We start from the raw sequence: 13642 nt of genomic DNA on the forward strand, positions 1-13642 counted from the left end.
GGTCGGGCCTCCGTCTGTGAGGTGGGTGCAGGACCGGGGCGCGGCCCCGGACCCCGAGGTATTTTCAAAAAGATGAAAGGGTTTGGAGGTCATTTGCCGACCTTCCATGTGAGGGTGCCGGGGCCTGCGCCGACCGGGGAGGCTTGGGGAGGGGTCTCGGGCTGGCTTTGGGTGAGGTCCTTTGGCGGGGCGGCTTTTTCCAGTTTGACCTTGAGGTCGAACCAAGCGGCCTGTCCGGTAACGGGATCGGAATTGGCCCACCGCAGCCCGTCGCCCTTGGGCGGCAGCAGCTCGTGTATCAGGTGGTTCATCAGGAAGCCTTTGGTGGCTTCGGGGGCGTCTTCGGTGAGGGCCCAGGCGCCCTTGCGCTTGCCGATGGCGTTCCAGGTCCAGACGGTGTTTTCATTGAGGGCTGCCATTTCCATCACGGGCACGGTGATTTCGCCATGAGGAGAGGTGACGCGGGCCCAGTCGCCGTCTTCAAGCCCTGTGTCGCGCATCAGTTTGGTGGGCACATAGAGCGGGTTGTGGCCATGAAGCTGGCGGAGCCAGGCGTTCTGGCTGCCCCAGGAATGATACATCGCCATCGGGCGCTGGGTGAGGGCGTTGACGGTGAAGCCCGCGTTGCCTTGTTGGTCGGTGTCGTACCAGATTGGCAGCGGCGCCATGGTGTCTTGGATGCGGTCGCGCAGGTGGTCGGGGGGCTGGCGCTCGCCGTGGCCTTCGGCCGCCAGCTGGAACTTGCGCAGCGGCTCCACATAGAGCTGGAACAGATAGGGTTGCGGCGCGTCGAACAGGCCGAGCTCCACCGCCCAGTCCTGATAGGCCATGTTCCAAGGTTTGTAGTAGCTGGCGTCCTCGGGGATGTGCTTGAGGAAAAAGCCGCCGTTCTCGATATAGCGGTCGAGCTGGTCCGGGTTGGGCGCGCCGCGTCCCGTTTCGGTGCCGTCGCCGCGAAAGCCCGCAAGCGGGCCGATGCCGGGCTTGCGCTGGTGGTTGACGATATAATCGGCGTAGTCTTGGTATTTCGCGCTGCCGTCCTCGTTGGTGAAGCCGGGCAGCTTCATCCGGTTGGCAAGGTCGACCAGCACGGACTGGAAACCGCGGACGTCGCGGTCTGGCTCCACCACCGGCCAGCGGATCGCGTCAGCCGCGCCGTCCGCCTCGCAGATCGGGCGATCAAGCAGCGAGATGCAGTCGTGGCGTTCCAGATAGGTGGTGTCGGGCAGGATCAGATCGGCATAGGCGACCATTTCTGAGCTATAGGCATCCGAGTAGATCAGATGCGGGATGACATAGTCGCCGTTCTCGTCGGTGTCGGTCAGCATCTCCATGACACCCTGGGTGTTCATCGAGGAGTTCCACGCCATGTTTGCCATGTAGAGGAACAGCGTGTCGATCTTGTAGGGGTCACCTGCATGGGCGTTGGAGATCACCATATGCATCAGCCCGTGGCTGGACATCGGGTTCTCCCAGGTGAACGCCTTGTCGATGCGCGCCGGGCTGCCGTCATTGAGCAGCGCCAGATGCTCCGGCCCCTGCACGAAGCCCAAGTGCGGGCCGTCCAGTGGTTTGCCCGGCGTGACGCGGCAGTGGGGCGGTGGATGTGCAGTGGCGGGTTTGGGATAGGGCGGTTTGAAGCGAAAGCCGCCGGGGACCTCCACCGTGCCGAGGATGATCTGCAGAACATGCAGCGCCCGGCAGGTCTGAAAGCCGTTGGCATGGGCGGAGACGCCGCGCATCGCATGCATGGAGACCGGACGGCCTACCATGGTCTTGTGGGTCTCTCCGCGGAAATCGGTCCATTCACGGTCCAGCTCGAACGCTTCGTCAAAGGCGACGCGGGCAATTTCGGCAGCGATGGCGCGGATACGCGGGGCGGGGATGCCGCAGCGCTCTGCCACCGCTTCCGGGGCGTAGTCGTCTGACAGATATTGCTCCGCCATCAGCCGGAAGACCGAGACATGGGTGACATCGCCCATCTGGAAACTGCCATTGAGGTCAGGGCGCACGCCATGCATGTCGAAGGGTGCCAGCTGGCCGGTCTTGCGGTTGATCACCAGGGGTGCGCCGTGATCATCGCGCAGGAACAGGCCAAAGTCGGCGCTGTCCTTGTCCTGGTTCACCAGCACCGGCGCGTTGGTGTAGCGGCTGAGATAGTCGAGGTCGATCTTGCCCGCCTTCATCAGCACATGCACCAGCGACAGGATGAACAGCCCGTCGGAGCCGGGGGTGATGCCGACCCAGTCATCCGCCACCGCGTTATAGCCGGTGCGGATCGGGTTGACGCCGATCACCCGTGCGCCGCGTGCCTTGATCTTGCCGATGCCCATCTTGATCGGGTTGCTGTCGTGATCCTCGGCAACGCCAAACAGCAGGAACAGTTTGGTATGATCCCAGTCGGGCTGGCCGAACTCCCAGAAGGCACCACCCATGGTGTAGATGCCCGCCGTGGCCATGTTGACGGAACAAAACCCGCCATGCGCCGCGTAGTTGCAGGTGCCAAAGTTCTGCGCCCAGAAGCCGGTGAAGCTTTGCGACTGGTCACGCCCCGTAAAGAACGCCAGCTTTTCGGGGTGATTCTTGCGCAACGGCTCCAGCCAGCCCTGCGCGATGTCGAGTGCTTCGTCCCAGGAGATTTCCTCAAATTCGCCGGACCCGCGCGGGCCCACACGTTTCAAGGGCGCGCGCAGACGGGAGGGGGCGTTGTGCTGCATGATCCCGGCAGAGCCCTTGGCGCAGAGCACGCCCTTGTTGACCGGATGGTCGCGGTTGCCCTCGATGTAGGCGACCTTGCCCGCCTTCATGTGCACATTGATGCCACAGCGGCAGGCGCACATGTAGCAGGTCGTCTTGCGGATCTCGTCCGAGACCGGCGGCGAGGTGTCCACCTCGGGTTGCTGGAATGTCATCTGGCCTCCCTTAAATTTCGTCCCTCAGGTCAAAAGCGTGATCCCTGTCAGTATGACCACGGCAATAAACAATGTTTCGACAATCAAGAGCGCGATGGCAGCACCGCCGACAGAGAGCACCTGCTTGAGGTTGCTCTTCATGCCGACGGCGGCAATGGCGATCAGCAACAGCCAACGCGAGCAGGCGCTGAGGAAATCGCTCAGCGCGGGCGGAATGAGACCGAAGGAATTGAGTGCGGCCAGCGCGATGAAGGCGATGACGAACCCGGGCAGCAGCGGGGGTTGCTTGCCATCCGAGGGTGCCTCTAACCGGCTGCGGATCATCAAGGAGGCCACCAGCACCACCGGCGCCAGCATCGACACGCGGATCAGCTTGACCAACGTTGCGGTGTCGCCGGTCTCCTCAGAGATGGAGAAGCCCGCGCCGACCACCTGCGCCACATCGTGGATAGTGCCGCCGAGGAAGACCCCGGCCTGGATGTGGTCGAACTCCATGAACCGGGCGAGGATCGGGTAGGCGATCATAGCAACAGTCGACAGGACGGTGACGCCCATGACGGTGAAGATCAGCCGCTGTTCGCTGCGTTCGTCGCGCGGCAGGATCGCGGCGATCGCCATCGCTGCCGACGCGCCGCAGATCGCCACGGACCCGGCAGTCAGCAGGGCAAAACGCCAGCCGTGGCCGAAGAACCGCGCGATCAGGAGGCCAAAGCCGATGGTGGCCACCACGCCGCCCGCGGTCAGCAGGATCAGCGGCAGGCCAAGGCCCGCCAGCACCATCATCGACACCCGCACGCCCAGTAGCGCCACGCCGAGCCTAAGCAGCGTTCGTGCTGAAAACGCCACGCCGGGCACCGTGCGCCCCTCCTCGCCCAGGAAGCTGACCGCGATTCCCAGAAGCAGCGCCAACAACATCGCAGGGGTCGCGTAATGCTCTGCCAGAAACTGTGCGGTGACCGCGACGATGATCGAAACTGCAACGCCGGGAAAAAGCGCCTTCGCGCCGATACGAAAGGTCTGGATCGTGGAAGACAGGCGGGCGGGCAGGAGGGTGTCGATCAAGGGATGGCCTTCGGGATGTGATGTGCGCAAGCACAGGCAGGGAATTGGTGTATCATTTGTGTAGCAATTTGCGCCGCCCTCGCAAGGTGAAACAATTGGCTAATTTACCTGCCATAAGTGGTAGTTCTGTTCTGCGTTTTTGAAAAGAGGAGGACATTTGTTTCGCCTCTCATTGGGTGTCAGCGATCAATGCGCACGCGTGCATGGCGATCTGGCGTTCCTCTTCTGCGGGCACGATCCAAGCGGAGGGCTGACTGTCTGCGAAGGTCAGGCAGGCGGCGTTTTCGGCATTGCGGTGCGGGTCCGGGATGCAGCCGAGCCATGAGAACCCGGCAAGGATACGCGCCCGGATGCCGTCGGCGTTTTCTCCGATGCCGCCGGTAAAGGCGATGGCGTCACAGCCGCCCATGGCTCCGATCAGGCTGTGTCCATGCCGGATCGCCCAATAGCAGAAATGCGCGATGGCAAAGCGTGCCTCCGGGGTGTCGGCCTCCTCCAGCGCGCGCATGTCGGACAGCCCGCCGGACAATCCCGCAAGGCCGGATTTTCTGTTCAGCAGGTTTCTGGTCTGTGTGAGGCCGATCTCCTCCACCAGTCGCAGGGTCGCATTGGCGTCCAGCGTGCCGACCCGCGTGCCCATCGTCAGGCCTTCGAGTGGGGAATAGCCCATGGTGGTGGCCACTGACTGACCGCCCTCAATGGCGCAGATGGAGGCGCCATTGCCGAGGTGAAAGGCCAACAGTCGTGTGGGCAGTGGCGTGCCGGAGATCTCCGGCAGGCGACGACACAGCGCGGCATAGGACAGCCCGTGAAATCCGTAACGGCGCAGCCCCAGCGCCTCGGCCTCGGGCGGCAGGGCGTAGCGTTGCGCCACCTCCGGCGCAGTGGCGTGAAAGGCGGTGTCGAAGCTGGCATATTGCGGCAGCTTGGGCGCGAGATGGTCGAGGGCATCAATCGCGGACAGCGCATGTGGGTTGTGCAAAGGGGCCAGTGGCACGCAGGCGGCAATCTGCGCGCGGACCTCGGGTGTGATACGTGTCGGGGCGGTCAATTGGGTGCCGCCATGGACCACGCGGTGGGCGACCGCGCGCAGCGCTTCAGGGCCGATGCCGTCGTGTGCCAGCCGCGCTAGCACCGCCGACAGCGCATGGCGATGATCGGGCAGGGCCACGGCTTCGCCTTCAGCGCCAATGCGCAGCTGGCCGGCACCGCCGATGCCATCAGCGACACCGCTGAGCCGTTCTTGCAGCTGCGCATCGAAGACCGCGAATTTCACCGACGACGAGCCGGTGTTCAGCACCAGAATATCCGATGGCGCGGTCATAGCGCCACCTTCAGAATGTTCAGCGCTGCAAGCGTGGCCAACAGGATCACCACCTTGCGCCGGAACCCGGCCGGATTAGCGCGGGCAAACCCCTGGCTGCCAAGCCAGACCCCTGCGCCGAGAATGGGAAAGGCCATCAACGCCGCCACTGCCGTCTCGCCGGTGACCAACCCGTGCGCCGACATGGTGGGTAGCGCCATCAGGTCGATGCCGGTCAGAAACACGATCATGGTGGCACGAAAGCTGGAGGGCGTCATCGCTTGCGCCGACAGGAACGCCGCCGTTGGCAAGCCGCCGACCCCGGCGGCATTGGCGGTGCCGGAGATCACGCCGACCCCGGTGTGACCCAGCGCGCCGATGGGTCGTTTGAGCTGCCAGCCGCTGAGCAGGATCAGGCTGAGCAACAGGATCAGAGCGGACACCGCCAGCCGCGCCTGCACGGGATCAAGTCGCGCCATGATCGCGACGGCGGGGACGACCGCCAGCGCCGCGCCCAACAACAGCGCACCCGCCCGGCGCCAGTCCACATGGGCGCGGATGCCGCGCGCCTGAAATGCAGTCATGGCGATTTCGCAGGAAAACACCACCGGGATCAGTGGCAGCGGGTTGGTGGTCAGCGCCGCCAAGACGATGAAGATGGCGGAAAAGCCAAAGCCGGAATAGCCCCGGATCGCCGCCGCGCCAAACAGCGCGACCGCAAGGAACAGGCCCTGTCCAGTGGTCAAATCAAAGGGCAGGGCCAGCGTCATTGGCGTCAGGCGCCTTCCTGCGGGCGCATGTCATCGGCGGAAATGCCCGCGACCTCAACCGGGTTCTTCATCGCATCGCGACGGAACGGCTCGCCCAGCTCCTGGTTGATCAGCGCCTCGATCAAGGTGGTGATGCCGTTCTTCTGGTCCTCGATGGCGTGATGCAGGGCGGAGGTCAGCTCGTCCATGCTGCGGGCGACAACGCCCTTGAGGCCGCAGGCATTGGCGATCCCGGCGTAGGTGACCTTGGTGTCCAGCTCGGTGCCGACAAAGTTGTCGTCGAACCACAGGGTGGAGTTTCGTTTCTCCGCCCCCCATTGGTAGTTGCGGAATACCACCTGAGTGATCGCGGGCCATTCCTCGCGACCGATCGCCGTCAGCTCGTTCACCGCGATGCCGAATGCACCGTCGCCGGCAAAGCCCACCACCGGCGTGTCCGGGCAGCCGATCTTGGCCCCCATTATGGCGGGCAGGCCGTAGCCGCAGGGGCCAAAAAGACCCGGTGCGAGGTATTTGCGCCCCGCCTCAAACGACGGGTAGGCGTTGCCAATGGCGCAGTTGTTTCCGATGTCCGACGAGATGATCGCCTCTTTCGGCAGGGCGGACTGGATCGCGCGCCAGGCCATGCGCGGGCTCATCCAGTCAGGCTTGTCGGCGCGGGCGCGCTGGTTCCAGCTGGTGCCGGGATCGTCGTCCTCGTGATCCATAGAAGCCAGCTGCTGTGCCCAGCGGGATTTGGTCTCGGCGATCTTGGCCTTGCGGGCGTCGCGGCCGGCGTCGCCAGCAGTGTCGGACAATTGGCCCAGGATGCCGGTGGCCACCTTGGCTGCATCGCCGATGATGCCGACCGAGACGGTCTTGGTCAGGCCGATGCGGTCCGGGTTGATGTCGACCTGGATGATCTTGGCCGCCGCGGGCCAATAGTCCATGCCATAGCCGGGAAGGGTCGAGAACGGGTTCAGACGGGTGCCGAGGCAGAGCACCACATCGGCCTCCTTGATGAGGTCCATGCCCGCCTTGGAGCCGTTATAGCCCAGAGGACCGGCAAACAGCGGGTGCGAGCCGGGGAAGGCGTCGTTGTGCTGGTAGCCGACACAGACCGGCGCATCGAGCCGTTCCGCCAGCGCCATGGAGGCGTCGATGCCGCCCTTGGACAGCACCACACCGGCGCCGTTCAGGATCACCGGGTTTTTGGCGTTCGACAGCAGGTCGGCGGCCTGCGCAAGGGCGCTTTCGCCGCCTGCGGGACGTTCGAACTCGACGATGGCGGGCATCACCACGTCGATCACCTGAGTCCACATATCGCGTGGGATGTTCAGCTGTGCCGGGGCGGAGGCGCGCTTGGCCTGCATAATGACGCGGTTCAGAACTTCGCACACGCGGGACGGGTCGCGAACCTCTTCCTGATAGGCCACCATGTCCTCGAACAGTTTCATCTGCTCGACCTCCTGGAACCCACCCTGACCGATGGTCTTGTTGGCGGCCTGCGGGGTGACCAGCAAGAGCGGCGTGTGGTTCCAATAGGCGGTTTTGACGGCGGTGACGAAGTTGGTGATGCCGGGGCCGTTCTGGGCGATCATCATCGACATCTTGCCTGTCGCCCGCGTGTAGCCATCCGCCATCATGCCGGCGCTGCCTTCATGGGCGCAATCCCAGAAGGTGATCCCGGCTTTGGGGAACAGGTCGGAGATCGGCATCATGGCAGAGCCGATGATGCCAAAGGCGTGTTCGATGCCATGCATCTGCAGAGTTTTGACAAAGGCTTCTTCGGTGGTCATGCGCATGATGCGGTCTCCCGTTTGCCCGGCGGTCCGATGCGGCCGGCGCTGATCGTCTTTATTCCGGTTTAGGCGGCGCTTGAGGGTGACGTTAGGGCCAGTTCTCCGGTGCCGTAGCTCCAGCGGCTGGTCTGCCCGGGATCGGGGCTGAGCAAAGGCGTGATCGCGGGGGGCTCCCGCCCGTCCTCCATGGTCCTGGCGGACCATATCGTCCCGTTGGGCCCGGCGCCGCGCTTTGCGCGGCGCCGGGCCCAACCCTGAGCGGTGCATCTGTGATGCGCCGTCGAAGGGGCGGGAGCTCCCCCTTTGCCCGGGTACTCACGGGCGGGCGTTGCGGATTGCCTCTGCCACATGGGCCACCCCTTGCGGGATGCGCTCGCTGGCGATGGAGGAGTAGCCGAGCCGGTAGAAATTATGTCGCCGGGTCTCGGTAGAGAAGAAGGGCGCGCCGGGTTCGATGATCACGCTGTTGGCGCGCAGGTCTTCGGCGGCGCGGCCCATGTCGACATGCGCTGGCGCCTGCATCCACAGCGACGAGCCACCGTAGAGGCTGCGGTTTGCAGGTATTAAGCCGTGGCTGGAGATCGCCTCCTCCAGCACCGCGCGCCGTTCCTGCAGCACCCGCGCCATGCGGCGGATCTGCGCGTCGTAGTGACCCAGTGATAGGAAATAGGCCACCGTGCGCTGGATATGACCGGGCGGGTGGCGCAGCACATTGGCCCGCAGCGCGCGGGCCTGACGGATGAAGGGCTCCGACCCCACGAGGTAGCCCAGCCGCAGCCCCGGAAACAGCGATTTCGAGAAACTGCCGAGGTAGATCACCCGCCCGTCGCTGTCGATCGACTTGAGCGCGGGCGAGGGCGGCGCGCGAAAGGACATCTCGAACTCGTAGTCATCCTCGACCACGATGGCGTCGATCTCCTTGGCGCGGCTCAGCAGCGCCTTGCGTCGCGCCATCGGCATGGTGGCCGTGGTCGGGCTCTGATGGCTGGGGGTGGTGAAGACCACATCCGTGTCCGCCGCGATCTGTTCCGGCGGCAGGCCGTCGCTGTCCACCCCGATCACATCGAGCGCGCAGCCGGTGTGGCCCAGCTGGTCGCGCAAGGTGTAGTAGCTGGGATCCTCGATCGCCGCCTTGCGCCCCTGCTGCAATAGCAACTGGACCACGATCCAGAGCGCGTTTTGCGCCCCCAGCGTGATCAGGATCTCCTCCGGGCGGGCGATGATGCCGCGGCGCGGCAGGGTGTGGCGGGCGATATATTCGATCAGCAGCGGGTCGTCCTGGTCGAAGTAGTCGCCGGTCATGGCGGCAAAATCCTTTTGCCCCAGTGCCCGCAGCGCACAAAGCCGCCAGTTGGCATGGTCGAACAGCGTGGCATCCGCCTGCCCGTAGATGAACGGATAGCGGTAGCTGCGCCAATCCTTGGGCTTGCGCGGGGTGTCGCCACCGGTGAACTGGCGGGTGATGGTGCCGGCCCAATCGACTGTTTCCTGCCCCTTTTCGGTCGGCGAAAAGGAGGGCGGCACCGGAGCGGTTCCGGAGACAAAAAAGCCCGACCGTCCCCGCGCGGTCAGGTAGTCGTTGGCCACCAGTTCCGTATAGGCCAGCGTCACGGTGATGCGGCTGACCCCGAGATGGGCGGCCAGCTTGCGCGAGGAGGGCAGCTTTTCTTCGGCGCGGAACCGACCCGAGAGGATGCCGGCGGCGATCATCTCTTGGATCTGCGCCTGCAGCGTGCCCTGTGCGTCCGGGTTGAGGAAAAAGGTTTCGACGGAAATAGCCATCGCCAGAGCCTATTCTGGACTTATGTGCAAAGCAATCTGGACCGTGCGGATGCGGGCAGTTTTTTGCGTCGGCGCCAATTCTTGCCGCAAAGACAGCGGGGTAGGCGGGCAGACCTGCGCGGTATGGATTGCCGCTTGCGACATGCCCTATAAAACCATAAAACTAGTTTTATCGAATCGAATGAGGAGATCCGACATGGATCCATCACTTGCCGCGCAGGGATTTTCTGCGATGGGGTCCGAGGCCCGCCTGGAGGTGCTGCGTGTCCTGGTACGCGCCGGGGAAGCCGGGTTGACGGTCGGAGAGATCCGCGACCGCACGGGCATCGCCGCCTCGACATTGGCGCATCACCTGAAATTCCTCGCCGCCGCCGATGTGGTGGCGCAGGAAAAAGCCGGGCGCAGCACTATTTGCCGCGCCAATTTCACACATCTCGAACGCCTTGCGGGCTTCATCCTCAGCGAATGCTGTCAGGATGCGGGTGCAGGGCTTGCCGGAAGGGTTGCCAACGATGGCTGATACATCTGTTTCACAACGTCCGGCACGCATCGCCTGGAGCTGGCTGCAAAGCCCCTGGACCATCGGCGCGCTGATCCTGTTGGCGGTGGCGGTGCTGGATATGGCGAATTTTGTCCCCGTGCTGAGCTTTGCCGCCGCTGCACTGCTGTCGACCTCGAAGTACATTCTCTTTGCGGTGACACTGCTGGCCTATCTCAAGGCCACCGGGGCCGAGGCGCTGGTGGCGCGGGCCTTTGTCGGGCGCGAAACACGGATGATCTTTTTTGCCGCGCTCCTGGGCGGGCTGGCGCCGTTCTGTTCCTGCGAGGTCATTCCCTTCATCGCCGGGCTTCTGGCGCTGGGCGCACCGCTTGCGGCGGTGATGGCGTTCTGGCTGTCTTCGCCCCTGATCGACCCGCCGACGCTGCTGATTACAGCTGCGGCGCTGGGCTGGCCCTTTGCGATCGCCAAGGCAGTGAGCGCGGTGGCGCTGGGCCTGTTCGGCGGCTTCATCATCAAGGCGCTGCGCAGTGGTGGGCTGTTTGTCCAGCCGTTGAAAAAAGCGCCGGTCAAGAGCTGCTGCGGCAGTGGCACGCCCAAGATTGAGCAGCAGCCCAACTGGCGGTTCTGGCAGGAAGAGGATCGCCGTGCGACCTTCCGCAAGGAGTTCATTGAGAACGGGCTGTTCCTGCTGAAATGGTTGGCCTTTGCCTATGTGCTCGAGGCGCTGCTGGTGACTTACGTTCGCCCCGAGTGGATTGCCTCGCTGGTGGGTGGCGAGGGCATCGTGCCGATCGCCACGGCCGCGTTGGTGGGCATGCCGGCCTATCTGAACTCCTATGTCGCGCCGCCGCTGCTGGCGGGGCTGATGACCCAAGGCATGAGTGCTGGCGCGGCGCTGGCCTTCATGGTGGCGGGCGCGGTCAGCTCGATCCCGGCGATGGCGGCGGTCTGGTCACTGGTGAAACCGCGGGTGTTTGCGATGTATCTGGGGCTTGGGGTCTCCGGCGCGATCCTGTCGGGCGTGGTGTTCCAGATGATCTGACGGGACGGCTCGGCGGGGTACTCCCGCCGACTCACGATGCACACTAGCGCGTGCAGCATGAGTCGTTGGGCCGCGCGCCTTCGGCGCAGGAGCTGCTGAGATGGCTCTGACGGGCAGGTCTGCCCGTCAGAGCCGTTTTCCATTTTGGGATGGGAAAGCGCGTCAAGGACAAGCCGCCCGAACGGGCGGGGCCTTTCGGCCTCCCTGACCCGCATGTGCTGTCAGCGCGCTGCCATATGGGCAAGGTTGGCGCGCACCATGGGCCATTCGGCGGCGGTGATCGAATAGACGGCGGTGTCGCGGAGGGTGCCATTGGGCAGGATGCTATGCGCCCGCAGAATGCCGTCGAGCTTTGCGCCAAGGCGTTCGATGGCGGCGCGGCTCTGGCGATTCAGCACATGGGTGCGAAACTCGACCGCGATGGCGTCCTTTGTGTCAAACGCATGGGAAAGCATCAGCTGTTTGATCGCGGTGTTGAGGCCGGTGCGCTGCACCGATTTACGATACCAGGTGGAGCCGATCTCTGCCCGGTGATTGGCCTGGTCGATGTTCATGAAGGTGGTCATGCCCACCGCGCGGTTTGATGCGTCGAGGATGGCGAAGGGGACCATGCTGCCCGCCTCCTGTAAGGCCAGACGGCGGCGGATTTCGGCCGCGACCCCGTCGGGCGCGGGTACGGCGGTGTACCAGAGGCGATGAAGCTCGCCATCGGCTGCGGCCTCGGCCAGATCCGGCGCATGATCGTGGGACAGGGGAACGAGGCTTGCGGTCTCGCTCTGCAGTTCGGTCGGGGTCATCCACATGGGCCTGGCCTTTCGAAAGATTATCTCTCCCGTCCAGATGCAGAAAAGGTGGCCCCATCTAAAGGGCCACCTTTTGCAATTCTTGCCGATCCAATTTGCGAGATCAGCCAAAGACCGTGGTCAATGCCTTGTCCACCGCATCGGTGATCTGGTCGATGTCGTCGGCGGTGGCGATCAGCGCGGGGGAGAAACACAGCGTGTTGTTGCGCCCCGGCACCGAGCGGTTGGTGACGCCGATGATCACCCCGTGGTTGCCGCATTCGGCCACCACTTTTTGGGCCAGCGTCTCGTCCACCGGCTCCTTGCTGTCGCGATCCGAGACCAGCTCGACGCCGAGGAACAGCCCCTTGCCGCGGACATCGCCGATGACCGCGTGTTTTTCCTGCAAGGCCTGCAGGTTGGACATCATGCGCGCGCCCATGGCGGTGCAGTTTTCCAGCAGGTTCTCGTCCTCGATGATGCGCATGTTCTCCAGCGCCGCCGCCGGGCCTGCGGTGCAGCCGCCAAAGGTGGAGATGTCGCGGAAATAGTTCATCTTGTCCGACGGGTCGTCCTTGAACAGGTCAAAGACCTCCTCGGTGGCGACCATGCAGGCGATGGCCGCGTAGCCGGAGGCGACGCCCTTGGCCATGGTCACGAAGTCGGGCTTGATGCCGTAATGCTGGTAGCCGAACCAATGGGTGCCGGTGCGACCGATGCCGCAGACCACCTCGTCGATGTGCAGAAGCACGTCATATTGCTTGCAGATCTCCTGCACGCGCGGCCAATAGCCCTCGGGCGCCTCGATTACGCCACCGCCTGCGGTGACCGGCTCCAGGCAGAGCGCACCGACAGTGTCCGGGCCTTCACGCAGGATGACCTCTTCGATCAGGTTGGCGGCGGCGATGCCGAACGCCTCACCGGACAGATGTTCCAGCCCCAGCTCGTGCTTGCGGTATTCCATGCAATGCGGCACGCGCACAAAGTCCGGCGCGAAGGGGCCGTATTGCGCGTTGCGCTCGTCCTGACCGCCCGCGGACATTGCCGCCAGAGTGGAGCCGTGGTAATCACGGTCGCGGTAGAGGATCTTGGTTTTCTTGCCACCATACTTCTTGTGCGCGATCTGGCGCACCATCTTGAAGGCTTTCTCGTTCGCTTCCGAGCCGGAGTTGCAATAATAGACCCGCGACATGCCGGGCATCTTTTCGATCAGCTTCTCAGCATAGAGCGCGCCGGGGACCGACCCCGCTGCTTGTGCGAAATAGCACATCTTCATCATCTGATCGTAGACCGCCTTGCAGATGCTTTCGCGGCCATAGCCCACGTTGACGGTCCAGACCGCGCCGGACACCGCATCGAGCCATTCCTTGCCGTTCTGATCCCAGACGCGCATGCCCTTGCCCTCGACAATGATGCGCGGATCGGAGGATTCAAACGGCTTGTGCTGTACCAGATGGTGCCAGACATGCGCCTTGTCGGCGTCGATCACATGGCTGAGGTCGTTATCGGTGAACGTGCCGTGCATGACATGTTCCTTTCATTCTGGAAAAGCGGTGAGAATCGTCCGGCTGGCGGACACACTCTGTCCTTGAACAGCAAAGGACAATTCCGCCATTCGGAATAGGTCCAGTTGACCCTGAGGTTTGAGGCCACAGGTCCGGGTTGCCATTCTGACAGAGATGATGAGTGGGAAAGAACGTTTGTGC

10 protein-coding genes are annotated in these 13642 nt (G+C 63.9%); 2 read left to right on the forward strand and 8 right to left on the reverse strand.

The window, feature by feature from the left end; all coding sequences use genetic code 11:
- Positions 1-89: 89 nt before the first annotated feature.
- From R0J92_RS07365 to R0J92_RS07390, 6 genes are all read right to left on the reverse strand, one after another.
- Positions 90-2912: a molybdopterin oxidoreductase family protein gene (locus R0J92_RS07365; protein ID WP_411051229.1), complete on the reverse strand. Its 2823-nt coding sequence runs from the start codon at positions 2910-2912 to the stop codon at positions 90-92.
- 24 nt (positions 2913-2936) lie between these two features.
- Positions 2937-3947 carry a YeiH family protein gene (locus R0J92_RS07370; protein WP_411051410.1) on the reverse strand — a complete coding sequence of 337 codons (1011 nt, stop codon included), beginning with the start codon at positions 3945-3947 and terminating at the stop codon, positions 2937-2939.
- 196 nt (positions 3948-4143) lie between these two features.
- Positions 4144-5298 (reverse strand): acetate/propionate family kinase, encoded by a 1155-nt coding sequence (locus R0J92_RS07375; RefSeq protein ID WP_411051230.1) that lies wholly within the window; start codon positions 5296-5298, stop codon positions 4144-4146.
- On the reverse strand, positions 5295-6047 hold the full coding sequence (locus R0J92_RS07380; RefSeq protein WP_411051231.1) for a TSUP family transporter: 753 nt from the start codon (positions 6045-6047) through the stop codon (positions 5295-5297). The genes R0J92_RS07375 and R0J92_RS07380 overlap by 4 nt, the downstream gene beginning before the upstream one ends.
- Positions 6048-6052: 5 nt before the next feature.
- Positions 6053-7831, reverse strand: coding sequence for a sulfoacetaldehyde acetyltransferase (xsc, locus tag R0J92_RS07385; RefSeq protein ID WP_411051232.1), 1779 nt, complete (start codon positions 7829-7831; stop codon positions 6053-6055).
- Positions 7832-8143: 312 nt separating this feature from the next.
- A complete protein-coding gene (locus R0J92_RS07390) occupies positions 8144-9610 on the reverse strand; it encodes a PLP-dependent aminotransferase family protein (protein ID WP_106161475.1) in 1467 nt (488 codons plus the stop codon).
- Between the two features lie 196 nt (positions 9611-9806).
- Here R0J92_RS07390 and R0J92_RS07395 point away from each other — a divergent pair, with 196 nt between their 5' ends.
- Together R0J92_RS07395 and R0J92_RS07400 are read left to right on the forward strand one after the other, a co-directional pair.
- Entirely contained in the window at positions 9807-10130 is a 324-nt protein-coding gene (locus R0J92_RS07395) for an ArsR/SmtB family transcription factor (RefSeq protein WP_411051233.1), read from the forward strand.
- Positions 10123-11154, forward strand: coding sequence for a permease (locus R0J92_RS07400; protein WP_411051234.1), 1032 nt, complete (start codon positions 10123-10125; stop codon positions 11152-11154). The genes R0J92_RS07395 and R0J92_RS07400 overlap by 8 nt, the downstream gene beginning before the upstream one ends.
- Positions 11155-11375: 221 nt before the next feature.
- Here R0J92_RS07400 and R0J92_RS07405 read toward each other — a convergent pair whose 3' ends face one another.
- Positions 11376-11957 carry a GNAT family N-acetyltransferase gene (locus tag R0J92_RS07405; RefSeq protein ID WP_411051235.1) on the reverse strand — a complete coding sequence of 194 codons (582 nt, stop codon included), beginning with the start codon at positions 11955-11957 and terminating at the stop codon, positions 11376-11378.
- Positions 11958-12060: 103 nt separating this feature from the next.
- Positions 12061-13461 (reverse strand): aspartate aminotransferase family protein, encoded by a 1401-nt coding sequence (locus R0J92_RS07410; RefSeq protein WP_106161483.1) that lies wholly within the window; start codon positions 13459-13461, stop codon positions 12061-12063.
- Positions 13462-13642 lie beyond the last annotated feature (181 nt).

The sequence above is a fragment of the Tritonibacter sp. SIMBA_163 genome (assembly GCF_046535935.1).
Lineage (GTDB): Bacteria > Pseudomonadota > Alphaproteobacteria > Rhodobacterales > Rhodobacteraceae > Epibacterium > Epibacterium scottomollicae.

What these genes read in the sequence shown, in the direction of transcription:
- R0J92_RS07365 (WP_411051229.1), bottom strand. Translation starts at nt 2,912, where the DNA reads ATGACATTCCAGCAACCCGAGGTGGACACCTCGCCGCCGGTCTCGGAC.
- R0J92_RS07375 (WP_411051230.1), bottom strand. Translation starts at nt 5,298, where the DNA reads ATGACCGCGCCATCGGATATTCTGGTGCTGAACACCGGCTCGTCGTCG.
- R0J92_RS07380 (WP_411051231.1), bottom strand. Translation starts at nt 6,047, where the DNA reads ATGACGCTGGCCCTGCCCTTTGATTTGACCACTGGACAGGGCCTGTTC.
- xsc (WP_411051232.1), bottom strand. Translation starts at nt 7,831, where the DNA reads ATGCGCATGACCACCGAAGAAGCCTTTGTCAAAACTCTGCAGATGCAT.
- R0J92_RS07390 (WP_106161475.1), bottom strand. Translation starts at nt 9,610, where the DNA reads ATGGCTATTTCCGTCGAAACCTTTTTCCTCAACCCGGACGCACAGGGC.
- R0J92_RS07395 (WP_411051233.1), top strand. Translation starts at nt 9,807, where the DNA reads ATGGATCCATCACTTGCCGCGCAGGGATTTTCTGCGATGGGGTCCGAG.
- R0J92_RS07400 (WP_411051234.1), top strand. Translation starts at nt 10,123, where the DNA reads ATGGCTGATACATCTGTTTCACAACGTCCGGCACGCATCGCCTGGAGC.
- R0J92_RS07405 (WP_411051235.1), bottom strand. Translation starts at nt 11,957, where the DNA reads ATGTGGATGACCCCGACCGAACTGCAGAGCGAGACCGCAAGCCTCGTT.
- R0J92_RS07410 (WP_106161483.1), bottom strand. Translation starts at nt 13,461, where the DNA reads ATGCACGGCACGTTCACCGATAACGACCTCAGCCATGTGATCGACGCC.